The sequence below is a fragment of the Amycolatopsis methanolica 239 genome (assembly GCF_000739085.1).
Classification (GTDB): Bacteria; Actinomycetota; Actinomycetes; order Mycobacteriales; family Pseudonocardiaceae; genus Amycolatopsis_E; species Amycolatopsis_E methanolica.
In genome coordinates, this window is sequence record NZ_CP009110.1 from 6979450 (window position 1) to 7003543 (window position 24094).

The 24094-nt window shown below is 70.5% G+C and carries 22 protein-coding genes and 1 pseudogene; 10 read left to right on the top strand and 13 right to left on the bottom strand.

Annotated elements, in window-relative coordinates:
• Positions 1-93: 93 nt before the first annotated feature.
• Both AMETH_RS34130 and AMETH_RS34135 read left to right on the top strand, forming a co-directional pair.
• Complete coding sequence (locus AMETH_RS34130) at positions 94-507, top strand: VOC family protein (protein WP_017985688.1); 414 nt, start codon at positions 94-96, stop codon at positions 505-507.
• Positions 508-594: 87 nt separating this feature from the next.
• Positions 595-2088, top strand: coding sequence for a class I adenylate-forming enzyme family protein (locus AMETH_RS34135; protein WP_017985689.1), 1494 nt, complete (start codon positions 595-597; stop codon positions 2086-2088).
• A 20-nt stretch (positions 2089-2108) separates the two neighbouring features.
• Here the strand turns inward: AMETH_RS34135 and AMETH_RS34140 are convergent, their stop codons facing one another.
• From AMETH_RS34140 to AMETH_RS34155, 4 genes are all read right to left on the bottom strand, one after another.
• Positions 2109-2789 (bottom strand): DedA family protein, encoded by a 681-nt coding sequence (locus tag AMETH_RS34140; protein ID WP_017985690.1) that lies wholly within the window; start codon positions 2787-2789, stop codon positions 2109-2111.
• Positions 2790-2899: 110 nt separating this feature from the next.
• A complete protein-coding gene (locus tag AMETH_RS34145) occupies positions 2900-3721 on the bottom strand; it encodes a YceI family protein (protein WP_017985691.1) in 822 nt (273 codons plus the stop codon).
• Positions 3718-6342: an MFS transporter gene (locus tag AMETH_RS34150; RefSeq protein ID WP_026153623.1), complete on the bottom strand. Its 2625-nt coding sequence runs from the start codon at positions 6340-6342 to the stop codon at positions 3718-3720. Before AMETH_RS34150 ends, AMETH_RS34145 begins: the two co-directional genes overlap by 4 nt.
• Positions 6339-6863, bottom strand: coding sequence for a MarR family winged helix-turn-helix transcriptional regulator (locus AMETH_RS34155; protein WP_017985693.1), 525 nt, complete (start codon positions 6861-6863; stop codon positions 6339-6341). The genes AMETH_RS34150 and AMETH_RS34155 overlap by 4 nt, the downstream gene beginning before the upstream one ends.
• Positions 6864-7073: 210 nt before the next feature.
• Between AMETH_RS34155 and AMETH_RS34160 the strand changes: the two genes are divergently transcribed.
• Both AMETH_RS34160 and AMETH_RS34165 read left to right on the top strand, forming a co-directional pair.
• On the top strand, positions 7074-8465 hold the full coding sequence (locus AMETH_RS34160; RefSeq protein ID WP_017985694.1) for an FAD-binding oxidoreductase: 1392 nt from the start codon (positions 7074-7076) through the stop codon (positions 8463-8465).
• Positions 8466-8586: 121 nt separating this feature from the next.
• Entirely contained in the window at positions 8587-8988 is a 402-nt protein-coding gene (locus AMETH_RS34165; RefSeq protein WP_017985695.1) for a type II toxin-antitoxin system VapC family toxin, read from the top strand.
• 54 nt (positions 8989-9042) lie between these two features.
• Here the strand turns inward: AMETH_RS34165 and AMETH_RS34170 are convergent, their stop codons facing one another.
• The 4 genes from AMETH_RS34170 to AMETH_RS34185 form a co-directional block, all read right to left on the bottom strand.
• Positions 9043-9756, bottom strand: coding sequence for a DedA family protein (locus AMETH_RS34170; RefSeq protein WP_017985696.1), 714 nt, complete (start codon positions 9754-9756; stop codon positions 9043-9045).
• Between the two features lie 43 nt (positions 9757-9799).
• A complete protein-coding gene (locus AMETH_RS34175; RefSeq protein WP_017985697.1) occupies positions 9800-10105 on the bottom strand; it encodes a hypothetical protein in 306 nt (101 codons plus the stop codon).
• A gap of 450 nt (positions 10106-10555) precedes the next feature.
• A complete protein-coding gene (gene nagA / locus AMETH_RS34180; protein ID WP_038533713.1) occupies positions 10556-11680 on the bottom strand; it encodes an N-acetylglucosamine-6-phosphate deacetylase in 1125 nt (374 codons plus the stop codon).
• Between the two features lie 40 nt (positions 11681-11720).
• Positions 11721-12287 (bottom strand): SigE family RNA polymerase sigma factor, encoded by a 567-nt coding sequence (locus AMETH_RS34185; RefSeq protein WP_026153625.1) that lies wholly within the window; start codon positions 12285-12287, stop codon positions 11721-11723.
• A gap of 119 nt (positions 12288-12406) precedes the next feature.
• On the opposite strand from AMETH_RS34185, the gene AMETH_RS34190 reads away from it, so the two are divergent.
• Positions 12407-12682, top strand: coding sequence for a YciI family protein (locus AMETH_RS34190; protein WP_017985700.1), 276 nt, complete (start codon positions 12407-12409; stop codon positions 12680-12682).
• Here the strand turns inward: AMETH_RS34190 and AMETH_RS34195 are convergent.
• From AMETH_RS34195 to AMETH_RS34205, 3 genes and pseudogenes are all read right to left on the bottom strand, one after another.
• Positions 12676-13128, bottom strand: a complete 453-nt coding sequence (locus AMETH_RS34195) for a pyridoxamine 5'-phosphate oxidase family protein (protein WP_017985701.1) — start codon at positions 13126-13128, stop codon at positions 12676-12678. The two genes, AMETH_RS34190 and AMETH_RS34195, sit on opposite strands and share 7 nt — an antisense overlap.
• Before the next feature lie 10 nt (positions 13129-13138).
• Complete coding sequence (locus AMETH_RS34200; protein WP_017985702.1) at positions 13139-14017, bottom strand: SDR family oxidoreductase; 879 nt, start codon at positions 14015-14017, stop codon at positions 13139-13141.
• Positions 14018-15326: 1309 nt separating this feature from the next.
• Positions 15327-16248, bottom strand: a pseudogene (locus AMETH_RS34205) (aldo/keto reductase).
• 50 nt (positions 16249-16298) lie between these two features.
• Here AMETH_RS34205 and AMETH_RS34210 point away from each other — a divergent pair.
• Both AMETH_RS34210 and fbaA read left to right on the top strand, forming a co-directional pair.
• The gene (locus AMETH_RS34210; protein ID WP_017985704.1) at positions 16299-17126 is read left to right on the top strand and encodes an LLM class F420-dependent oxidoreductase; all 828 of its coding nucleotides are present in this window, start codon (positions 16299-16301) and stop codon (positions 17124-17126) included.
• Between the two features lie 164 nt (positions 17127-17290).
• Positions 17291-18322, top strand: coding sequence for a class II fructose-bisphosphate aldolase (fbaA, locus tag AMETH_RS34215; RefSeq protein WP_017985705.1), 1032 nt, complete (start codon positions 17291-17293; stop codon positions 18320-18322).
• On the opposite strand, the gene AMETH_RS34220 is transcribed toward fbaA, so the two are convergent.
• Complete coding sequence (locus AMETH_RS34220; RefSeq protein WP_017985706.1) at positions 18315-19493, bottom strand: hypothetical protein; 1179 nt, start codon at positions 19491-19493, stop codon at positions 18315-18317. The two genes, fbaA and AMETH_RS34220, sit on opposite strands and share 8 nt — an antisense overlap.
• Before the next feature lie 222 nt (positions 19494-19715).
• Between AMETH_RS34220 and AMETH_RS34225 the strand changes: the two genes are divergently transcribed.
• Positions 19716-20123: a DUF3151 domain-containing protein gene (locus AMETH_RS34225; RefSeq protein WP_017985707.1), complete on the top strand. Its 408-nt coding sequence runs from the start codon at positions 19716-19718 to the stop codon at positions 20121-20123.
• A 14-nt stretch (positions 20124-20137) separates the two neighbouring features.
• Here the strand turns inward: AMETH_RS34225 and AMETH_RS34230 are convergent, their stop codons facing one another.
• A complete protein-coding gene (locus tag AMETH_RS34230; RefSeq protein WP_017985708.1) occupies positions 20138-21352 on the bottom strand; it encodes a lipase family protein in 1215 nt (404 codons plus the stop codon).
• Positions 21353-21418: 66 nt separating this feature from the next.
• Between AMETH_RS34230 and AMETH_RS34235 the strand changes: the two genes are divergently transcribed.
• Positions 21419-22069, top strand: a complete 651-nt coding sequence (locus AMETH_RS34235) for a TetR/AcrR family transcriptional regulator (protein ID WP_038532589.1) — start codon at positions 21419-21421, stop codon at positions 22067-22069.
• A gap of 58 nt (positions 22070-22127) precedes the next feature.
• Complete coding sequence (locus AMETH_RS34240; protein ID WP_017985710.1) at positions 22128-23966, top strand: FAD/NAD(P)-binding protein; 1839 nt, start codon at positions 22128-22130, stop codon at positions 23964-23966.
• Positions 23967-24094 lie beyond the last annotated feature (128 nt).

The following is a 24094-nucleotide window of genomic DNA, read 5'->3' on the forward strand; positions in this document are numbered from 1 at the left end:
TTCGAGTTGTCCACAGGTACACCCGTGGAAACCGGGAACCCGAACGGGACGTTGTCATTCCTGAGGGGGCTCGATCGGGTGAGAAGGGACTGCATGTCGAAGCTGACCGGAGTGCACCACTTGGCCCTCACCGTGACCGACGTCGACCGGAGTGTGCCCTGGTACGAGCGCGTGCTCGACCTGCGGGAGACCGGGCGTCGGGAGGATCCGGAGACCGGCCTGCGGAAGGTGCTGCTCCAGGCCCCCGGCGACGCGTTCTCGGTGGTCCTGCTGCAGCACCCGGACACCGAGCGCGGCCCGTTCGACGAGCGCCGGACCGGGCTGGACCACGTCGCGTTCACCGTGCCGACCTTCGCCGAGCTGAAGCAGTGGGAGCAGCGGCTCGCCGACTACGGGGTCGACTACAGCCCGGCCAAGCAGTCGCGCACGCTGCCTGGCTCCGCGGTCGTCGTGTTCCGCGACCCGGACGGCATCCAGCTGGAGGTGTGGGCAGGCATCGGCTCCTGAGGCCGGCGCTGTTGATCTGCGCGGTCGACCGCGAGAACCTGGTTCCACCACCCGACCGCGGTGGAAGCGCCTGCCCCCGGAGGACCGATGACGGAGCGGATCTTCGACGCACTCGCCGACGCCGCGGCGGACCCGGACGCCGTCGGCTGGCTGGCCGGTGGCCGCGAGATCAGGTTCGCCGAGATGGACCGGCTGTCCGACCGGTTCGCGGCCGGCCTGCTGCGGCACGGGATCCGGCACGGCGACCGGATCGCCGTCCTCGGCCCCACTACGCCGGAATGGCTGGTGGTCTACTTCGCCGCGGCCAAGATCGGCGCGGTCGTGGTGGGCCTGAGCGTGCGCTACCGGGAGAACGAACTCGCCCACATGCTGCGTGATTCCGGAGCGCGCCTGGCGGTCACCGTGCCGTCGCACGACGGGGTCGACTTCCCCGCGCTGCTCGCCGGGCTCGTGGAGACCGTGGTGACCTTCGGCGGTGACGGTCTGACCTTCGAGGACCTCCTGGTCGACGGGCCGACGGCCGGGGCAGAGGTCACCCCCGACGACCCCGTGATGATCATCTACACCTCGGGCACCACCGGCACGCCCAAGGGCGCCGTCCTCACCCACCGCGGCCAGCTCGCGGCGGCTCGCTCGCAGGCCAGGCACATGCGCCTGACCGAGCACGACGTCCTGCCGGTCGCCGTGCCGCTCAACCACGTCAGCGGGATCACCTGTTGCGTCCTGAGCGCGCTCGTCACACGGGCGCGCGCGGTCCTGCTGCCCGCCTTCGACCCCCGCGAGATCGCCGGCCTCTTCGCCACCGCGGGCCTCACCCTGTGGGTCGGGGTGCCCACGATGCATACGCTGCTGCTCAACCGTCCGGAGCTGGACGCGGTGGACACCCCGGCGGTGCGGCTCGTCGTCACCGGCGGCGCGAACGCCGAGCCGGCCCTGCTGGAGCGCCTGCACGCCCGGTTCCCCAACGCCAGGGTGATGAACCTCTACGGGCTGAGCGAGACCGCGGGCGCCGTGCTGATGACGGCGTGGGACGACGACTTCGACACGACCGCGACCACGGTCGGGCACCCGCTGCCGGACGTCGAGATCAGGGTCGCCGGCCCGGCCGGGGCGGACCTGCCTGCCGGGGAGACCGGGGAGCTGCTGGTCCGGTCGCCGTCGCTGACGGCCGGTTACCACGGCCGCCCGCGGGAGACGGCCGAGGCCTTCGCGGACGGCTGGCTGTGCACGGGCGACCTGGCGACCGTGACGGACACCGGCGCGGTGCGGCTGCGCGGGCGGGCCAAGGAGATGTTCGTGCAGGGCGGGTTCAACGTGTACCCGGTCGAGGTCGAGAACGTGCTCACCGCGCACCCGGACGTCGTGCTGGCCGCTGGGATCGGCGTGCCCGACCCGGTGCTCGGCGAGATCGGCCGCTACTACGTGGTGCTCGCGCCAGGGGCCAGCGTGACCGCCGACGACCTGAAGTCGTTCTGCGCGGTGAAGATCGCCGACTACAAGGTGCCGAAGGAGATCGTCGTGCGGGACGGCCTGCCGCTCACCCCCGCGGGGAAGATCCAGAAGAGCAGGCTGCGCGACTAGCCGCATGCTTGGGAAAAGTCCTAGGCCGCCGCGGGGTACTCGTTGTCCGGTTCCTCCTCGACCGGGCGGCGCATCTCCTGCCGGTACCGCACGAAGCCGTAACCTGTGCCGACCACGAAGAACGCGACCGACAGCCACACCAGCACGGTCTTGACCCACGGGATCGCGTCCAGCAGGCCGGCGCCGTAGTAGCCGATCAGCACCAGCGTCGGCACCCAGAACACGCCGCCGATCGTGGTGGCGAGCATGAACCGCCGCGAGTCCATCCGCGCGGCGCCCGCGATGAGCGGCGCCAGCGTGCGGATCCACGGGATCCACCTGGCCGCCACGATCGCGAAGAAGCCCTTGCGGTCGAGGAATTCCCGCGCCCGTTCGAGGTTGTGCCGGTTCAGCACCTTGCCCCCGCGCCGGGCGATGAACCGGACCCCGGTCTGCTGGCCGATGTAGTAGCCGACCTGGTTGCCGATCACCGCGACGACGAGCGCGGCCCCGGACAGCAGCCAGGCGCTCGCGTGCGCCCCGTGCGAGGCGAGCACGACCCCGGCCGCGAACAGCAGCGAGTCACCTGGCAGGAACAGCCCGATGATGAGCGCGCACTCGATGAACACGAAGCTGAGCACGATGACCCAGACCAGCAGCGGGCCGGCCGTGTTCAACCAGCCGACGCCGACGGCTTCGGACGCGGCGAAGTCGAAAGTCACCCGGAAAGCGTACGTGCCGCACGCAACCAACGGTCAGCCGATCGGCGAAAACAGATGACCGTTACGGAACGCGGTCGCACACCGAACAGCGTGTGCGACCGCGCGTCCGCTCACATTTGCGGCAGTGACTCGCCCTGAACAGCCTCGATGTCGAGTTCGATCTTGATGTTCGACCCGATCGCGGCGACCCCGGCGCGCACCATCGCGTTGTAATTGATCGCGAAATCGTTCCGGTGCAGTTGCGTTTCCGCGTGGAACGCGACCCGCACCCCGCCCCACGGGTCGGGCCCGTACCCGCCGTAGGTCAGGTCCAGCTCGATCGGCTTGCGCTCGCCGTGCAGGGTCAGCTCCCCGGCCAGCGTCCAGGTGTCGGCGCCGCGCTGCCGCATCCCGGTGCTGACGAACCCGATCACCGGGTAGGACTCGACGTCCAGGAACTCCGGCGACCGCAGGTGGTCGTCGCGCATCTTGATGCCGGTGTCGATGCTCGCGGCCTTGATCTCCGCCTCGACCCGCGACTGCTCGGCCGGGCGGCCGATCTCGATGCGGCCGCTGATGTCGGAGAACCGCGCCTTGATGCTGGCGATGCCCAGGTGCCGCGCGGTCGCCACGGCGCTGGAGTGCACCGGGTCGATCGTCCACGGCCCGGCGGGCGGCAGCTCGACGGCGCCCGCCACCGGGGTCACCACCAGGTCGCCGAGCGAGCCCGACCCGTCTGATCCGATCTGCGCGGTCCGCGCCACCGGGGCGTACCCGGCGGCGGTGAGGACCGCGGTGTAGACGCCCACGGGCAGCGGTGGCGTGACCACCGCTCCCGTGGCGTCGGCGACGGCGCGGGCGACCTGCTGGCCGCTCATGTCCGTCACGGTCAGCACCGCGTTCGCCACCGCCCAGCCCTCGGCCGTGCGGATCTGCGCGCGCAATCCGCTCATGAATGCTCCACCCCGTTGTTCGCCGGGTCGCCGAGCTGGTCGAGGACCTGCTCGTAACCCAGCCGGACGTCGTGCTGGATGTCGCCGCCACCGGGCAGGTTGACCTGGCTCGTCGCGGGTGGGTACCCGCTGGCGACCACGGTGTAGTCGCCCTCCGGCAGGTCGCTGACGACGTACTCGCCGTTCACGTCGGTCCGCGCGACCGCGGCGACGTTGCCGTCGGCGTCGAGGACCGTGATCCGCGCGTCCGGCACCGGGCGGCCGCCGTCGGTGCGGGCGGTCCCGGCCAGCAGCACGGCGGGCGCGATCTCCACGTCCTGCTGCAGCACGCCGCTCTCCGGCACGGTGATCAGCGACGCCACCGGACGCATCCGGTCGGCGCTGGCGACCAGCGTGTAGGTGCCGGAGCCGACGCCGCGGAAGACGTAGCCGCCCTGGGCGTCGCTGATCGCGGCCCCGGTGACCTCACCGCGCGAGTCGGTCAGCGTCACGGTGGCGCCGGCCAGCGGCGCACCCTTGCCGGCCACCCGGACCACACCGCTCAGCTCGCCCGACCCGATGAGCGTCAGGTCGAGCCGCGCGGGACCGTCCGCGACGACCACGCTGGCCGCCTGCGGCTGGTGCCCGGCCGCCGACACGATCAGCACGTACGTGCCGTTGCCCGGCGCGGCGATGCGGTACCCGCCGTCGCCGCCCGCGGTCGCCCGCGAGACCTGCCGGCCGCGCTGGTCGATCAGGGTCAGCGCGGCGCCGCCGACGGACGTGCCGTCCTGGCGCCGGATGGTGCCGGTGACCGGCTGCCCGCCGGTGCCGAGGGCCTGGTCCGCCCCGGCGCTCGCGACCGCGTTCGTGATCGGCGCGGTCTGGGCCGCGAGCTGGTACTCACCGTGTCCGTTGTCGCTCAACGCATGCCTCCCACCAACTAGCGCGGGTTCGCGGTCCGCCTCGAACGCGGCGTCCGCGTCCGCCCAGGTGTCCGCTTCCGCCTCCGCCTCGTCGTCCGGCAGCAGCGCCTCGCCGCCCTCGACCGGCGGCGCGGGCGTGGCCGGGCCACCGGCCAGCGGGATCTCCCTCATGAACGCCAGCACGATCGCGGCGAGCAGGGCGACCCCGGCGGCGACGTAGAAGACGCCGTGCATCGAGTTGGTGAACCCGGTCAGGATCGGGACCTTCACCGCGTCCGGCAGGTTGTGCAGGCCGCTGGTGTCCGCCTGCAGCGCGCTCAGCTGGTTCTGGTCGAAGCCCGCGGGCAGGTTGCCGCCGAAGGCGTCGGCGATCTTGCCCGGCAGCAGGTTGAACAGGATGGTCAGGAAGACCGCGACACCCAGGGTGCCGCCCATCTGCCGGAAGAATGTCGCCGACGCGGTCGACACGCCCATGTCGCGGCGGGGGCCCGCGTTCTGCGCGGCGATGATCAGCGTCTGCATGCAGCCACCGAGACCGAAGCCGATCAGCAGCGCGACGACCAGCGGCTGCCACAGCGGGCTGTCGTAGTGCACCTGCGCGTACAGCAGCGCGCCCGCGGCGATCAGGACCGTGCCGACCACCGGCAGGATCTTGTAGCGGCCGGTCTTGGCGGTGATGCGGCCGGAGATCTGCGAACCGGTCATGATGCCCAGCACCAGCGGCAGCATCAGCAGACCCGCCTCGGTCGGCGTGTAGCCACGGACGACCTGGAAGTACAGCGGGATCATGCTCAGCGCGCCGAACATGCCGAGGCCGACGAGCGTGCCGCCGCCGATCGCGACGCTGAACGTCGAGTTGCGGAACAGCCGCAGCGGGATCAGCGCCTCGTCCTTCATCACGTACTCGACGAAGAGGAACAGCACGACGCCGAACGCCGCGACCGCGTAGCAGATGACCGACGTGGTCGAGCCCCAGCCCCAGGTGCGGCCCTGCTCGGCGACCAGCAGCAGCGGCACCACGGCGATGGCCAGCGAGATGGCGCCGAACCAGTCGATGCGGTGGTCCTGCCGCTGGTGCGGCACGTTCAGCACCTTGGCGACGACCGCCAGTGCCAGGACGCCGATCGGGACGTTGATCAGGAAGATCCAGCGCCACCCGTCGAAGCCGGCCAGGCTGTCGAAGCCGGAGAACAGGCCACCCAGCACCGGACCGAGCACGGTCGCGCTGCCGAAGACCATCATGAAGTAGCCCTGGTACTTGACCCGCTCGCGGGCGGGAACCACGTCACCGATGATCGTCATGGCCAGCGACATCAGACCGCCGGCGCCCAGGCCCTGGAACGCCCGGAACGCGGCCAGCTCGTACATCGAGGTGGCGAACGTGCAAGCGGCCGAGCCGATCACGAACAACGCGATCGCGGTCAGGTAGAACGGCTTGCGGCCGTAGATGTCGGACAGCTTGCCGTACAGCGGTGTCGCGATGGTCGCGGTGATCAGGTACGCCGTGGTCGCCCACGCCTGCTCGTCGAAGCCGTGCAGGTCGTTGGCGATCTTGACGATCGCGACGCTGACGATGTTCTGGTCCAGCGCCGCCAGGAACATCCCCAGCAGAAGTCCACTGAGGATGGTCAGGATCTGTTTGTGCGTCAGGCGCGGACCCTCGTCCGCGATGGCGCCCGCGACAGGCGCCGGTTGTTCTCTTGTGGAGCGTGTCATGCGCTTTCCCCCTTGCTGCGCGCCGAGACCTGGTCGGCGAGTTGTGGAGCGTGAGCTTCGATCCCCGTGTTGAGCCGGTCGAGGAGCTTGTTCAGGACGCGGCGCTCCTCCTCCGGCCACTCGGCGAGCACCTCGGCCAGCCACCGGTTGCGTTGCCTGCGGTTCTCCTCGAACACGCGCAGCCCCTCGCTGGTCGGCGCGAGCAGGCAGGCCCGTCCGTCCTCGGGGTCGGCGAGGCGCTCGACCAGGCCGTGCTGCACCAGCGAACTGCTCTGCCTGCTGATCGTCGAGATCTCGGCGTGCAGCGCCTCGGCGAGCCTGCTCGTGCGCTGCGGCCCGTCGTGGACGAGCTGGAACAGGATCGCGTAGGCGGCGCGTTCGATCCCGTCCGGTCCGAGCTTCGCGACCTGCGACTTCGCCTTGGTGAGGAGCCGCATGAACCGGACGAGCTGCACGCCGAGCTCGTCGGCGATGTCGAGCTCGGTGTCCGTGAAGGCCGCTTCCTCTACGGGAGATGGCATGGCCGATCACTCTCTTCGTACGGGATGTCTTATTTGACCGAAGCAACTAGTTGCTCACGTCAAGGATGCACCCGCGATAGTTGGTTGCGCCACTCAAATAACCCGCCTGTGGCCGATGACACTTTAGTTATCACAGGCAAGTGATTTCCGGGCGACCACTGCGGAAAAATTTTTCCGCACTGCGGACGTGATGGGCATTACCATAGATGCATGAGCACCGACGCTTTGCTGACGAAACTGCGCGCCGAGCTGGGTAAGGACGCTGTTCTGACCGATGCGGACGTCACCGGGAGCTACTCCCGCGACATGATGCCGCTGGCCCCGTCGGGCCGGCCGTTGGCGGTGGTGCTGCCCTCGGACGTCGAAGGCGTGCAGGCGGTGGTCCGCGCGTGCGCCGAGGCGAAGGTGCCGATCGTCCCGCGCGGCGCGGGCAGCGGGTTGTCGGGCGCCGCGAACGCCATCGACGGGTGCGTCGTGCTCGTGATGACCAAGCTGGACCAGATCGTCGAGATCGACGCGGGCAACCGGCTCGCCGTCGTGCAGCCGGGCGTGGTCAACCTCGACTTCCGCAACGCCGTGGAGAAGCACGGGCTGTTCTACCCGCCGGACCCGTCCAGCTACGACTGGTGCACGATCGGCGGCAACCTGTCCACCAACGCGGGCGGGCTGTGCTGCGTGAAGTACGGCGTGACCACCGACTCGGTGCTGGGACTGGAGGTCGTGCTCGCCGACGGGTCGCTGCTGAAGACCGGCCGCCGCACCGTGAAGGGCGTGGCGGGCTACGACCTGGCGCGGCTGTTCGTCGGCAGCGAGGGCACGCTCGGGGTGATCACGCAGGCCACGGTCGCGCTGAAGCCGCTGCCGCAGGCGCCGGGCACGCTCGTGGCCGGGTTCGACACGACGGAGGCGGCCGGCACCGCGGTGGCGCGGACCGTACGCGAGGGCCTGGTGCCGTCGTTGATGGAGATCATGGACGCCAGCTCGATCAAGGCGGCCGAGACGTACCTCAGGACCGACCTCGGCGCCGGTTCCGACTGCCAGGCGCTGCTGCTGTGCCAGTCCGACGCGGGCGGCGAGGTGGCGCGGCGCGAGCTGGCCGCGCTGGAGCAGATTTGCAACGACTGCGGCGCGACGATGACGTACGCGACGGACGACCTCGAAGAGGGCCGGATGCTGATGCAGGCGCGGCGGGTGGTGCTGACCGCGCTGGAGCAGTACGGCGTGTGGCTGACCGACGACGTGTCCGTGCCGCGGACACGGATCGCCGAGCTGATCGCAGGCTGCCAGCGGATCAGCGAAGAGGTCGGGCTGCGCATCGCCGTGGTCGGGCACGCCGGCGACGGCAACATGCACCCGACCATCGTCTACCAGCCGGACGACGAGGACGAGTTCGCCAGGGCGCGGCGCGCGTTCGACGAGATCCTCGACATGGGGCTGAAGCTGGGCGGCACGGTGACCGGCGAGCACGGCGTCGGCAAGATCAAAAAGGAGTGGCTGGAGCGCGAGATCGGCCCGGTGGGCATGCGCGTGCACCGGCAGATCAAGCAGGCGCTGGACCCGGAGAACCTGTTCAACCCGGGCTCGATGTTCTCGATGACCTGAGACGCTGCCAATCGCTACTCGCCACCGGCAAGCTGCGGCCGGCCACCCTGACCGGGCCGGTCAGGACCGACCACGAAGCGGGCGACCTGGTTCGTCGTCTCCGGGACGACGAACGGTACTGATGATCTACCTCGACACGGCTGCCCTGGTGAAGTTGATCCGGCGGGAGCCGGAAAGCGATGCGCTGACGGATTGGCTGGACGCCCAGGACGAGCCGACGCTGGTCTCCTCCGCGCTCGCCGAAGTCGAGCTGCCCAGGGCGTTGCTGCGGACCGAGCCGGAACTCGTCACCCGCGTGCCGGCCGTCCTGGAGCGGATCGCGCGTTACGAGATCGACGAACTGGTCCGCGCCACCGCGGCGAGCTACCGGTCGCCCGATCTGCGCTCGTTCGACGCCATCCACCTGGCGACGGCGCAGGCGATCTTCGAAAGGCACCTGACCTCGTTCGTCACCTATGACAAGCGCTTGCTCGGATGTGCCCGGTCGATGGGACTACCGGCCATCGCGCCGGGAGCCGCCTGAGACGCGAAAAGGCCGCCGCACCTGTGCTGGTGCGGCGGCCTTCGTGCGTCTGCGTCAGCGCTCGATGCGCGGGATCCGCTGCGTGACCTCGGCGTCGGACTCGGCGGGGGTCTCGGCGGCGGCCAGCTTCTTCTCGCGGCGGGCCTTCGCCCACTCGATGATGATCGGCACCACCGAGACCAGCACGATCAGGATGAAGATGGCCTCGATGTTGTTCTTGATGAACGAGATGTTGCCGAGCAGATGCCCCAGCGCCGTGATGCCACCGGCCCACAGGATGCCGCCGATCACCGTGTAGGTGAAGTACTTCTTCGGGTCCATGCGGCCGATGCCCGCGATCCAGGTGATGAACGTCCGGACGAACGGCACGAACCGCGCCAGCACGACCGCCTTCGGGCCGTGCTTCTCCAGGAAGGCGTGCGTCTTGTCGACGTACTCCTGTTTGAAGAACCTCGAATCCGGGCGCCGGAACAGCGCCGGGCCCGCCTTCCAGCCGATCGCGTAGCCGAGGACGTTGCCAAGCAGCGCCGCGACCGTCACCAGGGTGCAGACCAGCCACAGCGGCGCGTGGATCGACCCCTGCGCGACGAACAGCCCCGCGGTGAACAGTAGCGAGTCACCGGGGAGCACGGGGAAGACGCTGCTCTCGATGAAGATGATCAGGCACAGCCCGAGGATCACGTACGCGCCGAACTCGGTCAGCAGGTACTCCGGGTTGAACCACTTCGGCATGAGAGCGAGCGTGGTCGCGGTCTCGGCGAGAATCACAGCACAAAACGGTACAGGGTGACCCTGTGTGCAGTATGTGGGCTCACAGGAGAGTGATGAGACCGATGACTGCGCCGGTCGCGAGACCGAGGAGCGCGGCAAGGCCGAGGACCCAGTAGACGGGCAGGTGGCGGACCGGGGGAACGTTCCGGCGCGGCGCCCGCGTGGCGGTCCGGTCGGCGGGGTTTTCCAGGGCGGCGCGCTCGCGTTCCAGCGAGCTGGCGTCCGCGCCGGACAGCAGGCCGAACTGCGGCCACCCGCCCGACGGCGGGCCGGGGTGCGGCGCGCTGCGGGCCTGCGCCTGCAGCGCCTCGGCCAGCAGCCGTTCCGGGTCCTTCGGCTCGCTCACCCCGCACAGCGTAATCAACCGTGGCTGGCCGCTGAAGCCGGAACTCACACCCGCGAACGCAGAACTCGCGCCTGGGAACGTGGGACTCGCGGGCCCAGCGCGAGTCCCACGTTCAGACGCGCGAGTTCCGCACTCGAGCGCGCGAGTTCCGCGTTCGGTTGGGCAGGATGTGGGGATGCGTGAGCTGATCTACGTCTCGGCGTCGAAGCCGCGGCAGCTCGTCCCCGACCTGCCTGCGCGGAGCGGCGCCCTGCGGGACGTGGAGGCCGAGGTGACCACCCCGGTCGGCGGTGTCAAGGTCGGCAAGGCGGGTCCTGCAGTGGCTGGACCGGGAGTTCCAGCCGCGTTTCACGGCCGCCTGGGTCGCCGGCTACGCGCGCGCGAATCCCCACGGGCACGGTGCTGGCCGCGACGCCGCTCTACGTGGAGCACGTCGAGCCGCCGGTGTGATCAGGCGATCCAGGCGCCCTGCCGCAGCACCCGTTGTGGCCGGAGGTCGGCGTCCAGCACCACCAGGTCGGCGGCGAGCCCGGCGCGCAGCGACCCGAGCCGGTCGGCGAGGCCCAGCAGTTCGGCCGGGCGTCCCGAGGTCGCGCGGACCGCGTCGGGGATGGTCAGGCCGGCGCCCTTGACCAGGTTGCGGAACGCGGCGTCCATGGTCAGCGTGCTGCCGGCGAGCGAACCGGTGTCGGCGAGCGTCGCCACGCCGTCCCGGACGTCGACCTCCAGACGACCCAGGTGGTAGCGGCCGTCGGCGGCGTCGGTGGCCGACATGGCGTCCGTGATGAGGATCGTGCGGCCGCGGCCGGCGTAGCGGGCGGCCATCCGCAGCACCGTCGGGTGCACGTGGACCAGGTCGCAGATCAGCTCGACGGTGACGCGCTCGTCGTCGAGCAGGACGCCGATCGGGCCGGGCTCGCGGTGGTGCAGCGGGCGCATGCCGTTGAACAGGTGCGTCGCGACGGTCGCGCCGGCGTCGATGGCCGGGCGGATCTGCTCCTCGGTGCCGTCGGTGTGCCCGATCGCGGCGATCACGCCGGACTCGGCCAGCTGGCGGACCGCGCGGACACCGCCGGTCAGCTCCGGCGCCAGGGTCACCATCCGGACCGCGCCGCGGCCCGCCCGCAGCAGGGCGTCGACGGTCGCCGTGTCGGGTTCGCGCAGCACCGCGGGGTCGTGGGCGCCGCAGCGGGCGGAGGCGATGAACGGGCCTTCCAGGTGGATGCCGGCCAGCTCGCCGTCCTCGACGAGTTCCCGCAGCACGGCCATCTGGTCCACCAGCGTGCGCACCGGATCGGACACCAGGCTCGCCAGCATCGTGGTGGTGCCGTGCCTGCGGTGGGCCTTGATCGCGGTGACGATCTCCTTCGCGTCGCCGCTGGAGAACGACCCGCCCCCGCCGCCGTGGCAATGCGCGTCGACGAACCCGGGCACCACGTAGCACCCGCCGACGTCCACCTGCTCGCCCGGCGGTGGCGTCCCGGTGCCGATGCCCGCGATCGCCCCGCCGGACACCGCGAGCCACCCGTCGTCCACCAGTCCCTCGGGGAGGGCAAGCCTGCCACCCGTCAGCACGAAACCCGTCACAGGCTCCAGCATATTGGTCTAAACCAGCTTAGGCACTCATGGCCTTCTGGAGAGCCTCCAGGGCCCGGCTCGCCGTGGACTTCACGGTGCCCTTCGAAATGCCCGCGACCTCGGAGATCTCCGCTTCGGAGAGCCCGCCGTAGTAGCGCAGGACGAGCACCTCGCGTTGCCGCGGGGGCAGCTTCGACAGCGCGTTCACCACCGACTGGTGTTCGCTGGACAGCATCGCGAGGCTCTCCGCGGACCGGGCGTTGACCACGTGCGGCGGCACGTACTCGCGGGCCGTCTTGCGGCGGCGCAGCACGCTGCGTGAGCCGTTGACCACCGCGGTGCGCAGGTAGGCGACCGCGGAGGCGGCGTCGCGCAGCTTGCCCCAGTTCCGATAGAGCCCGGTGAACGCCTCCTGCACGACGTCCTCGGCCGTGGCCGGTTCGTCGACGAGCAGGATCGCGAGGCGGACCAGGCGCATCCGGTGGATCTTGTACAGATCCTCCAGGGTCAGCGGACCCGCAGGCTGGGCCGGCGCGACCCCGTCCATGGTGCGCAAGTGCCCGAGCGTGCGTTCGACGCTGCGCTCCGCGCTGCCGTCCGGCATGTACTCCCGCCTGTCCTCGGCCCGACCGTTGTCCACGTGCTGTACACGCGGGAACCAGCGTATCGGTTGATTCACTTCACCCGGTAGCGTGCGGAGCAGGTACGCAGACGGAGGTGCGCATGGCCTGGTTCCTGGTGCAGACGGTTTACGACCAGGGGAAGTACGGGGAGGTCCGGCCCCGGCACCGCGAGTACCTCGCCAAGCTCGCCGCGGAGGGCACGGTCGCGGTGGCAGGCCCGTTCGCCGACGACTCGGGTGGCGCGTTCCTGATCCAGGCCGAGGACGCCGACGCACTCCAGGCCGTCCTCGACGCCGATCCATACGTCGTCGAAGGCGCCCTGGAGAGCTTCACGGTGCGTGAGTTCAAGCCGACGCTGGGCGCCTGGATTCAGTAGACGCCGCCGAGCTTGGTGTGGTCCCAGCTGACGACCTTCGTCGGCGTGAACACCAGCCCGACACGCTTGGCCGCCTGGGCGGCGACCACCTCGGCGGCGAGTGAGCCGCCGCCGTAGCGCTCCGCCATGGCCGAGCCGATCTCCGCGACGGACGGGGTGTCCTCGACGATCTCGACGTCGGCCTCGAACTGGACGCCGCGCAGCTTGTCGTAGGTGTCGCCGGTCTCGACGAGCACGGTGGCCTGCGGCAGCCGCCGCAGGTTGGCGACCTTCTGCGATTTGCGGTAGGTCCAGGTCGCGACCCCGTCGCCGCGGGGCACATACCAGAGCGGCGCGAGGTGCGGGCGTCCGTTGGGGTTGATCGTGGCGACGTTGATGACCTTTTGCTCGGCGAGGAACGCGAGGACCTCGCCGGGGGTCATCTTGATCAGGTCACGGCGGGACATGGGGGCCTCCTCAGTGGATCGCTGCCCGTCCACCATGCCCGGTGATGGCGGCTTCGCGTGCGCCGCGTGCCTTGATGTCCTCCAGCGCGGCCTTGTCCGCGGCGGGGACGCGGGTGCGCGCCCCGAGCTCGACGATCGGGGGGAGGAACGAGCGGAAGGCCTTGAGCACGCCGACCCACTTGGGCACGTGGATGACGCGGGCGCGCTTGAGGACGCCCGCCTCGATGTGGTCGAGGGCGACGTTGAGTGGGTAGGTCTTCCCGATCAGGCCGGGCATGCCCGCCCGGAGCTTGCCGAAGACCGGGTGGGCGTCGGCGCTGTCGACCAGATCGGTCTTGATCCAGGTCGGGTGGGCGACGCCGACCTTGACGCCCAGGTGGGCGACCTCGGCGCGGAGGCTGTTGCAGAACGCTTCGACGCCGGCCTTCGCGGCGGAGTAGTTGGCCATCCCAGGGGCGTGGGTGATCGCCGCGAGGGAGGAGATCGCCAACAGGTACCCGCGGCGCTCGATGACGTGGGGCAGCGTGACGCGGAAGGTGCGCCACACGCCGAGCAGGTCGACCTCGATGACCTTTTCGAATGCCGCGGGGTCGACGGAGCGGACGAAGCCCGTGGTGGCGATGCCCGCGTTGGCGATGACGATGTCGATGCCGCCGAAGTGCTCGACCACGCCCGCGGTGGCCTTTTCGAGGGCGGCCCAGTCGGTCACGTCGGCTTCCCAGGCTTTCGCGGAGTCCCCGATGCGTTCCGCGACCTTGCGCTGTTCGTCGGCTTCGAGCCCGACGAGGGCAACCTTGGCCCCCCGAGCCGCGAGACGCTCCGCGAGCCCGGCGCCAATGCCGCGCGCAGCTCCGGTGATGAGCACGACCTTGCCTTTTACGTTCGCCATGGAGGGACCATATACCAACCTACCGGGAGTAAGCTACTCCTCAGTAGGGTGTTCTTGGCTGCGGTTGGGCTCGGTTGGGGCTGGGGCTGGGGCTGGGGTTGGCGCTGGCGCCGGGTTGGGGGTGGCGCTGGTTGGGGGCGGCGCCGGGTTGGGGGTGGCACTGGTTGGGGTGGGCTTGGCTGCGGTTGGGCTGGGTTGGGTTGGCGCTGGGGCTGGGGTTGGCGCTGGGTTGAGTTTCGGGGTGCCGCGCGAGTGGGTGTTTCGTCGCCGTGTCGGTGGGCACCTGGTGGCCGCACCAAAGGGCGCGCCGTGAACCCGCCGATGGACCCCTCACGCTGCTACGGCGAGACCACTCGTAGAACCGCGAGTAGGCCGACTCGCGGCAGCACCGGTGGACACTCCGCAGCCGCACGAGTGGGCACCTCGCAGCCGCACCACCGGACACCTCGTGCACGCGGGCGCAAGTGGACATCTCGTGGCCGCACGAGTGCGCACCTCGTGCACCCGCCGAAGGGCACCTCATGACCACGCGAGTGGGCAGCTCGCAGCCACGCAGTGGACACCTCATGCCCGCAGGCACCAGGGGACACCTCGTAGCCGCACGACCGGGCACCTCGCGGACCCGCCGAAGCGGACCTCATGACCGCGCGAGTAGGGCAGCTCGTAGCCACGCCAGTGGGCACCTCGCCCCCGCACCACTGGACACCTCGTGCACGCGGGCACCTCGTAGCCGCATGACCGGGCACCTCGCGGACCCGCCGGTGGGCACCTCGTGACCACGCGAGTGGGCAGCTCGCTCACCCGGCCACCAGTGGGCATCTCGTCATGACACGAGCGGGCACCTCGTAGCCGCACGACTGGACACTCGCCCGATGCGCGAGTGGGCACCTCGTGGCCATGCGAATGGGCCACTCGCCCCGCGCGCGAAGGCCACCCGCGGCGCGCCCAGACTGCATCAACCGAACCGAGAGCCACCGCGAGCCCAGTCCAACCCAACCGAGCCAACCCAACCGAGCCAGCCCACCGCCTGCCCGACCAAGCCCGACCGAGCCAACCCCGCCCAGCCGAGCCGCCCACACCGCCATTCCAGCCAAGCCCAAACCAACGCAGCCAAATCCGCCAGCCCACACAAGCCCGACTGAGGTAACCCAGCCCAGCCGAATCGGCCACCATCGCCAGCCCAGCCCAGCCGAATCGGCCACCATCGCCAGCCCAGCCCAGCCGACCGAGCCAACCCCAACCGAACCGGCCACCACCACCAACCGAACCGACCGAACCGGCCCACCGCCGGCCCAACCGAGCCAGTCACCTACTGCGCAGCGTCATCCAGAACCGCCAGCTCGTCCGCCCCCAGCCGCAACTCCACCGAGGCCAGCAAATCTGCCAACTGCTCCACGTTCCGGGCACTGGCGATGGGCGCCACAACAGTGGACTGCGCGGCCAGCCAAGCCAGCGCCACCGCGGCCGGGGAAGTCCCGTGCGCGGCCGAGATCTCGTCGAGCGCCTCCAGCACCCGCTCGCCCCGGTGGTCCAGGTACGCCACCGCCCCCTCGGCGCGTGGGCTACCGCTCGCCTCGCGGCTGCGGTATTTGCCGGTCAGGAAGCCGCGCGCCAGGCCGAAGTAGGGCAGCGTCGCCAGGCCCTTCTGGGCCACCAGCGGCGCCAGCTCCTGTTCGTACCCGCGCTCCACCAGGTTGTAGTGCGGCTGCACCGCGACATACCGCGCGAACCCCTCGCGGTCCGAAATGGACAGTGCCTCGGCCAGGCGCGCGGCACTGTAGTTCGACGCCCCCAGGTACCGCACCTTCCCGGCCCGCACCAGCGCGTCGAACGCGCTCAGCGTCTCCTCCAGCGGCACATCCGCCACATCGCGGTGGGCGTAGTACAGGTCCAGATAATCAGTCTGCAACCGGCGCAGCGAATCCTCCGCCGCCTCGCGGATGTTCTTCGCTCACCCCCGGCCGCGCCGCCCAGCTGCCCACCTTCGTCGCGATCACCACGTCATCCCGGCGGCCGCGGCGCTTCAGCCACCTGCCGATGATCGTCTCCGACTCGCCGCCCGAATTGCCCGGGATGCGGGCCATGTACGAGTCCGCCGTGTCGATGAAGTTGCCACCGGCTGCCGCATACGCGTCCAGCACTGCGAAGGACTGCGCCTCGTCGGCCGTCCAGCCGAACACGTTGCCCCCGAGGTTCAGCGGGAACACCCCGAGATCACCGATTTTCGCCATGATCCGAACGTAGCGGAATGCCGGCACCCCTCGCCGTAGTTGGGACGGTCATGGCTATCGAACTCGGCAAGATCGGTATCTGGCGCGGCTGGCACCAGCTGAACGCGGACCTGGCGCGCGAAGCCGATCGCCTCGGCTTCGGCGCGATCTGGATCGGCGGCTCCCCCGACGGGCAACTGACCATCGTCGACGAGCTGCTGGACGCGACCGAGAACATCAAGGTCGCCACGGGCATCGTCAACATGTGGAAGGACGACGCGGCCACGGTCGGCGCGTCCTGGCACCGCATCGAGGCCAAGCACCCCGGCCGCTTCCTGCTCGGCGTCGGCATCGGCCACCCGGAGGCGACGCAGGAGTACCAGAAGCCCTACGACAAGATCGTCGACTACCTCGACGGCCTGGACGAGGCCGGCGTGCCGGTCGCCGCCCGGGCGCTGGCCGCGCTCGGCCCGAAGGTCCTCAAGCTCTCCGCCGAGCGCACCGCGGGCGCGCACCCGTACCTGACCACGCCGGAGCACACCAGGGAGGCCCGCCGCGTTCTCGGCGACGGCGTGCTGCTCGCCCCCGAGCAGAAGATCGTTTTCGAGACCGACCCGGAGAAGGCCCGCGCCGTCGCCCGCCCGACCATCGAGAACCCCTACCTCCACCTCGTCAACTACCGCAGCAACCTGCTCCGCCACGGCTGGACCGAGGCCGACCTCGACAACGGCGGCAGCGACGCGCTGATCGACGCACTCGCCCTGCACGGCGACATCGCCTCGATCGCCGCCGGCATCACCGCCCACCTCGACGCCGGCGCCGACCACGTCTGCGTCCAGGTCCTCGGCGACGACCCGCTGCCCGGCTACCGCGCCATCAGCGAAGCCCTGCTGTCCTGACCCGCCCCAGACCGCCGAAGCCGTTCCGCCCGCACCAGGGCGGAGCGGCTTTTCTCACTTGATCGTTCCCGACCTGCGCGGCAGAGAGCCAGCACACTGTCCTCCCACCGCCGACCTCGTACGATTCGGGCAAGGAAGGCGAACCACAGCTAGGAGGACCAACGATGCCCATCGCCACCCCCGAGGTCTACGCGGAGATGCTGGACCGGGCCAAGGCGGGCGAGTTCGCGTACCCGGCGATCAACGTGACCTCGTCGGAGACCCTCAACGCCGCCCTGCGCGGGTTCGCCGACGCGGAGAGCGACGGGATCATCCAGATCTCGACCGGTGGCGCCGAGTTCGCCTCTGGCACCCGGGTCAAGGACATGGTGACCGGCGCGACCGCGCTCGCCGAGTTCGCGCACGTCGTCGCCGAGAAGTACCCGGTCAACATCGCCCTGCACACCGACCACTGCCCCAAGGACAAGCTGGACGGCTTCGTCCGCCCGCTGATCGCCCTGTCCCAGGAGCGCGTGAACAAGGGCCAGAACCCGCTGTTCCAGTCGCACATGTGGGACGGCTCGGCCATCGACCTGGACGAGAACCTGGAGATCGCCACCGAGCTGCTCGCCAAGGCGGCCGCCGCGAAGATCATCCTCGAGGTGGAGATCGGCGTCGTCGGCGGTGAAGAGGACGGCGTCTCGAACGACATCAACGAGAAGCTGTACACCGCCGAGGGCGACTTCGTGAAGACCGTCGATGCGCTGGGCACCGGCGAGAAGGGCCGCTACCTGCTCGCCGCCACCTTCGGCAACGTGCACGGCGCCTACAAGCCCGGCGCGGTCAAGCTGCGCCCGGAGGTGCTCAAGCGCGGCCAGCAGGTCGCGGCCGAGAAGCTGGGCCTCGCCGAGGGCAGCAAGCCGTTCGAGCTCGTCTTCCACGGCGGCTCCGGCTCGCTGCTGTCCGAGATCCACGAGGCGGTGTCCTACGGCGTGGTGAAGATGAACATCGACACCGACACCCAGTACGCCTTCTCCCGCCCGATCGCCGACCACTTCTTCAAGAACTACGACGGCGTCCTGAAGATCGACGGCGAGGTCGGCAACAAGAAGACCTACGACCCGCGCAGCTACCTCAAGCAGGCCGAGGCCGCGATGGCCAAGCGCATCGTCGAGGCCGCCGAGCACCTCAAGTCGGCGGGCCAGAAGCTCAGCTGACCGCGACCTCCCGGTGGGTCCTCACGCGGGTGAGGGCCCACCAGAGGACCGGCAGGCCGGCCAGCACCACGAGGGCAGGCCAGTAGGCGAACGGCGGCGCGGACTCGGTGTGCGCGTCGCCGAGCAGCCACGGCCGCAGCTGCGCCTGCAGCCACAGCGCGCCGTACCCGAACGCGGTCACCAGCAGCCCGCCGACCAGCGGCGTCAGCACCCGGTGCGCCCGCCCGATCCGGAACGCCGCGTCCACCGCGAGCCCGACGGCGAGCAGGTAGAACGGGATCGCCGACGCCGGGAAGGTGCCCACGACCAGCAGCGGCCAGATGATCGCGCGGTAGGCCACGTACGCGGCGGCCACCGCGGTCGCCGCCCACCCGCGGCCGATCGTGTGCCGCGCCAGCGCGAGCACCAGCGCGGAGACCCCGATGCCCCACAGCGGGTAGACCCAGTCGGCGATCGGCATCGCGAAGTGCAGCACCGCGACCCGGTCGACCGGGTGCCCGATCTGCTCGGCGGCGAAGCTCAGCAGCGACGGCTCGGCCTCCGGCGCCCCGCGCTCCCAGGCCCGCAGGCTGATGATGCCGTACTCCTGCTGCCCGTTCGGGAAGAACGTGTTCTCCAGGAAGAACACCCACAACCCGGTCAGCACCAGCGTGCGGAACCGGCCCGGCGGCGCGGACTTCAGCCAGCCGTCGATGACACCGGCGAGCATCACCCCGGTGCCGATGTAGAGCAGCATGTGCGTGGGGCTCCACGCGGTGAGGTCGAGGCCGCTGACGCGGTGGTTGATGACGTCCAGCGGCGCGGCGATCAGGAACATCACCAGCCCGGCCTGCATCAACCGCAGCGACCGGCGATCGCAGCCGAGCCCGGTGTAGCTGTGGATCGCGACGAGGACGATGACGATCCCGGTGCCGACCGTGTTGATCAGGTGCGGCGGGGCGAAGTCGTCGCGGATGAACTTGAAGTGCCACGACATGTCCCAGGACGAGCCGAGCACCTTGAAGGTGAACGCGACCAGCCACATGCCGTAGGCGAACCGCAGCACCCACTCGGGCGTCGGCTGCCCCGGCACCCCGCGCACCCAGTGGGTCGCGAAGAAAAGCTTGGTCTTGCCGATGGGTCCGCGCGGCACGGCGACACCCTCGGCGGCCCCCTCGAGCGCCTTCGTCATGCGGACATCATCCACGGTCGACAGGGCTGGGCGGAGCGAGATGCCGGAATTTCAGGGTTCACCCTGAGGCGTGACGCGCTTGCGTCCGCGAGCGGCGGCAGGCATCGTGTCCGCCCGTGATGCCGAAACGTCTCGTCGCCACGGTGCTGATCGCCGCTCTCGTCCTCCTCGGCAGCGGGGTCCTCGCAAGCCTGTTCGTCTGAACGGCCGATACTGGGCAGCATGACGAACCTGCTGGAACCCGACCCCACCCGGCTGCCCGAGCGCGTGGACGCGCAGGCCGCGATGGACGCCGGCACCGACCCGTCCGACGTGGCCGCCGAACACCCCGACTTCAGCGAAGCCTGGGCGGCGCTGGCCGAGCGGGCGCTGGAGGTGGGCGAGTTCGTCCCCGCCTACGCCTTCGCCCGCACCGGCTACCACCGCGGCCTGGATCAGCTGCGCCGCGCCGGCTGGAAGGGCTTCGGCCCGATCCCCTGGGACCACCGCCCGAACCAGGGCTTCCTGCGTGCCCTCGCCGCCCTCGCGAAGGCGGCCCAGCGCCTCGGCGAGACCGAGGAGTACGAGCGGTGCCGGAAGTTCATCGCCGACTCCGACCCGGCGGCCGCCGCGGCGACCGGCCTCCAGTAGATCCGGACCATCTTTCAGAACTCCCCGCAGTTGTCAGGTGCTGCCTTGCCCGCGAACCGGCCTTCCAGCCAGGCGAAGGCGGCCGGGTAGCCGGCGACGGCGCCACCGACGTGGGTCGGCACCGCGAGGGTGTCGAACTGCACGGTGGCGCCTTCGTCGCACCAGTTCCGCGCCATGGTCCGGCCCTGCTCGTAGGGCACGATGTCGTCCAGCGCGCTGTGCACGACGTACATCGGCACCTCCGGTTCGAGCGTCCCGATCCGCTGCTCCTCGACCACCGACGCGTACGGCTCCTCGGCCAGATACTCGCCGATCGAACGGCCGTCGACGGTCAGGTCGGCGGTGCGGGTGAACGCGTGGTTCACGATCGACTCGACGGTGCACTCGTTCTCGACCTGGGCTTCGAGCGCCTTGCCCCGGTCGTTGAGGACGTCGGTGATCCGCAGCTCGGGGTAGGCGTAGTTGACGCTCGCGACCGCGAACATCAGGAACCCGACCGCGTAGGCGCCGTCCAGGCTGCGGCCGACCGCGGCCAGGTCCGCCGGCACCGCGCCCGCGTAGGCGCCCTTGAGGTCCAGCTCCGGCGCGTAGGACGGCTGCAGCTCGGCGGCCGCTGCGGATGCGCCACCGCCCTGCGAGTAACCGGCGATGGCGACCGGCCCGTCGGCGGGCACGCCCGGTAGCTGCTGCGCCGCGCGGATCGAGTCGAGGACAGCGTGGCCCTCGGCCTTGCGGTTGACGTACGTGTGCACGCCGGGGGTGCCGAGGCCCTCGTAGTCGGTGACGACCACGGCGTAGCCGCGCGCGAGCAGGCCGGCGATGAACGGGCCCTCGTACTCCCCGCCCGCGGCCAGGGCCATCGACGGCGCGCACTGGTCGCCGAGGCCCTGCGTGCCGGGCGCGTAGGCGATGAGCGGCCGCTCGCCCGCGCCGTGCCACGGCGTCTTCGGCGTCAGCACGGTTCCGGTGACCGCGACGGCGTCACCGTGCGTGTCCGTGCTGCGGTACATGATCCGCTGGACGTCGGCGGGAGCGCGGAGCAGTTTCACCGGGTCGAGGAAGAACTCACTCGGCGCGTGACGGATGATGGCGCCGTTGTCACTCGGGAGGGCGGCCGGCGGATCGTAGAAGTCAGAGGAGGTCATGGCGCCGGCGGGCGTGGTCGTCAACGACAGCGCGGCGACCGCCGCGGTCACGATCGCCGCGAGCCGGCGATTCGAAAGGCGCATGAACGCTCCCCGGTGAGCTATTTTCCGACAGCTATGTCGGAAAAGGATTGTGGTGAGGTGGCAGGCATGTCAATGCCCCGAAAGCGTGGCCCCGGCAGGCCCCGGAAGCTGCCGGTAGCCGATCAGCGCGCGCTCGTGCTCGCCGCGGCGGGGCACGTGTTCGCCACGAGCGGCCTGCAGGGCGCCACGATCGAACAGATCGCCCGCGAGGCCGGTCTGACCCGGCAGGCGGTCTACGAGCTCTACGGCGACAAGAACGCGTTGTTCGCGGCCGTGGTCGAACACGCCGAGGAACAGGCCTACGCGGCGATCGCCGCCGCCGGCGCGAGCGATGCCGATCTGGACCTGAAGAGCTGGGCGCGCAAGAACTACGCGAACCTGTTCGACTTCGTCGCGGAGCACCCGGACGCGCTGCCGCTGTTCCAGGAAGCCGAGCGCACCGGCAATTTCGCGTTGTCCCGGCTGCGGAAGCGGCTGGCCCTGGTCTACACCGAGGCGAGCGGGCAGCGATGGGCGGAGTTCGGCGTCGAACCGGGCCGGGCGGACACCGCGCTGGTCACGATGTACTTCGCGATGGTCGAGTCGCTGGTGCGGCTCAACTGGAATGGCGACGCGCCGGACCGCGACGCGTTGATCGACCTGCTGACCGAGTTCACGATCGGCGGTGTGCTGCGGCTGTACAGCCAAGCGCCGGAGGTCATCGCGCGCGTCCGGTAGGTGTCCAGGATGCGGGAACCGCGGCCGGGCCGGAAGGTCTTTCCGTAGCGTCAAAGGCATGACGCCGTCTCAGCTCGCGATCGTGGGGGCGGGGCCGCGTGGCGTCGGCGTGCTGGAGCGGCTGTCGGCGAACGCGGCCGAGTTGCTCGGGCCCGCGGGCCTGGTGGTGCACCTGATCGACCCCTTTCCGCCTGGCGCGGGCCGGATCTGGCGGTACGAGCAGTCGCCCCTGCTGCGGATGAACTCGATGGCCGAGGACGTCACGATGTTCACCGACGACACGGTGACGATGGACGGGCCGGTCCGGACGGGGCCGTCGCTGTGGCAGTGGGCGCAGGAGGTGCGCGCCGGGCGGATCCGCTACGACGTGCCCGAGGACCTGCGGGACGAGCTCGCGGCGTTGCGCGGAACGTCCTTCCCGACGCGGCGGCTGGCGAGCGCCTACCTGGACTGGGTGTACCGGCACGTGCTGGCCGGGCTGGCGCCGGGCATCGAGGTGGTGGAGCACCGCACGCGCGCGACGCGGATCGACGAGACCCGGGTGTGGCTGGACGGTGTGGACGAGCCGCTGGCCGTGGACGTCATCGTGCTCGCGGTCGGGCACCTGGACGCCGAACCGGGTTCGGGTGAGCGGGAACTGGCGGAGTTCGCGGACGCGCACGGGCTGGCGTACTACCCGGCCGGGTACACGGCGGACGTCGGCTACCAGCACGTCGCGCCGGGTGAGCCGGTGCTGGTGCGCGGGTTCGGGCTGGCGTTCGTCGACCTGATGCTGTTGCTGACCGAGGGTCGCGGCGGGCGGTTCGAGGAGCGGTCGGGCGGGCTGGTCTACCACCCGAGCGGGGCGGAACCGGTGCTGCACATCGGTTCCCGGCGCGGGGTGCCGTACCACGCGAAGCCCGGTTACCGGTTGCAGGGTTCGGCGCTGCGCCTGCCGCGGTTCTTCGGCCCGGAGCGGGTTGCGGAGCTGCTGGCGCGGGACCGGCACCTCGACTTCCACGCCGACGTGTGGCCGCACGTCGCGAAGGAGCTGGCGTGGGGGTGCTACAGCGAGCTGTTCACCGGTCATCCGTCGCGGGTGCTGATGTCGTTCGACGATTTTTCCCGCTGCTTCGCGGACTTTGCGTGGGACAGCGCGGAGATGCGGGCGCTGGTGCGGCGGGCGGTGCCTGCCGAGGAGGACCGGCTCGACCTGGAGCGGCTGGACCGGCCGCTGGCTGGCCTGCGGTTCGAGACGGCGGAGGAGTTCGGGAAGCACCTGAGGTCCTATGTGGAGGCGGACCTGGTGCGGCGGGCGGACCCGGCGTATTCGGCCGATCTGGGCGCGTTCATGGCTTTGTTGTCCGCGTACCAGCAGATGCCGTCGTTGACGGCGACCGGAGCGCTCGATGTGTCCGATGTGGATGGTTGGTGGCACGGGTTCTTCTCGTACTACGCGAGCGGCCCGCCACCGCGGCGGTTACACGAGTTGCTGGCGTTGCACCAGGCCGGGGTGGTGTCGTTCCTGGGGGCGGATGTCTCGATTTCGCTGTCCCCGGAAGGGTTTGTTGCGTCGTCGGGCAGCTTTCCCGGTTCGATGACGGCCCGGACGCTGATCGAGGCGCGGCTGCCGAGGCCCAGTGTGGCGCGGGCGTCGGACGGGTTGCTGGCGCAGTTGCGGGGCGCGGGCGAGCTGGCGGAGGAGCACGTGCGGGACCTGCCATCGGGCCGCATCTCGACGCGGGTGTCGGACGGACGGCTACTGGACGCGGCTGGCCGCCCGCAGCCCCGGCGTTTCGCGCTGGGCCCGCACACGAGCGCCCGCTCGGCGGCGGCGTTCACCCGCCCGCGCACCAACGGCCCGTCGTTCCGGCAGAACGACGCGGCGGCACGGGAGATCCTGCGGCTGGTGGGTTGATTCGTCGTCCGCGGCGGGTGTAACGCGCAGCGGATGCGGCGGGCGGGTGAGTTCTCGGGCCTGTGCTCGCGGACGGCGCGGGCCGGAGTGACCGGCGCGGTCGGTTGAGTTCTGGAGCCGGCGCTCGC

Excerpts from the sequence above, each read along its gene's own strand:
- AMETH_RS34130 (WP_017985688.1), top strand. The coding sequence starts at position 94 with ATGTCGAAGCTGACCGGAGTGCACCACTTGGCCCTCACCGTGACCGAC.
- AMETH_RS34135 (WP_017985689.1), top strand. The coding sequence starts at position 595 with ATGACGGAGCGGATCTTCGACGCACTCGCCGACGCCGCGGCGGACCCG.
- AMETH_RS34145 (WP_017985691.1), bottom strand. The coding sequence starts at position 3,721 with ATGAGCGGATTGCGCGCGCAGATCCGCACGGCCGAGGGCTGGGCGGTG.
- AMETH_RS34150 (WP_026153623.1), bottom strand. The coding sequence starts at position 6,342 with ATGACACGCTCCACAAGAGAACAACCGGCGCCTGTCGCGGGCGCCATC.
- AMETH_RS34155 (WP_017985693.1), bottom strand. The coding sequence starts at position 6,863 with ATGCCATCTCCCGTAGAGGAAGCGGCCTTCACGGACACCGAGCTCGAC.
- AMETH_RS34160 (WP_017985694.1), top strand. The coding sequence starts at position 7,074 with ATGAGCACCGACGCTTTGCTGACGAAACTGCGCGCCGAGCTGGGTAAG.
- AMETH_RS34165 (WP_017985695.1), top strand. The coding sequence starts at position 8,587 with ATGATCTACCTCGACACGGCTGCCCTGGTGAAGTTGATCCGGCGGGAG.
- AMETH_RS34185 (WP_026153625.1), bottom strand. The coding sequence starts at position 12,287 with ATGCCGGACGGCAGCGCGGAGCGCAGCGTCGAACGCACGCTCGGGCAC.
- AMETH_RS34190 (WP_017985700.1), top strand. The coding sequence starts at position 12,407 with ATGGCCTGGTTCCTGGTGCAGACGGTTTACGACCAGGGGAAGTACGGG.
- AMETH_RS34195 (WP_017985701.1), bottom strand. The coding sequence starts at position 13,128 with ATGTCCCGCCGTGACCTGATCAAGATGACCCCCGGCGAGGTCCTCGCG.
- AMETH_RS34200 (WP_017985702.1), bottom strand. The coding sequence starts at position 14,017 with ATGGCGAACGTAAAAGGCAAGGTCGTGCTCATCACCGGAGCTGCGCGC.
- AMETH_RS34210 (WP_017985704.1), top strand. The coding sequence starts at position 16,299 with ATGGCTATCGAACTCGGCAAGATCGGTATCTGGCGCGGCTGGCACCAG.
- fbaA (WP_017985705.1), top strand. The coding sequence starts at position 17,291 with ATGCCCATCGCCACCCCCGAGGTCTACGCGGAGATGCTGGACCGGGCC.
- AMETH_RS34220 (WP_017985706.1), bottom strand. The coding sequence starts at position 19,493 with ATGACGAAGGCGCTCGAGGGGGCCGCCGAGGGTGTCGCCGTGCCGCGC.
- AMETH_RS34225 (WP_017985707.1), top strand. The coding sequence starts at position 19,716 with ATGACGAACCTGCTGGAACCCGACCCCACCCGGCTGCCCGAGCGCGTG.
- AMETH_RS34230 (WP_017985708.1), bottom strand. The coding sequence starts at position 21,352 with ATGCGCCTTTCGAATCGCCGGCTCGCGGCGATCGTGACCGCGGCGGTC.
- AMETH_RS34235 (WP_038532589.1), top strand. The coding sequence starts at position 21,419 with ATGTCAATGCCCCGAAAGCGTGGCCCCGGCAGGCCCCGGAAGCTGCCG.
- AMETH_RS34240 (WP_017985710.1), top strand. The coding sequence starts at position 22,128 with ATGACGCCGTCTCAGCTCGCGATCGTGGGGGCGGGGCCGCGTGGCGTC.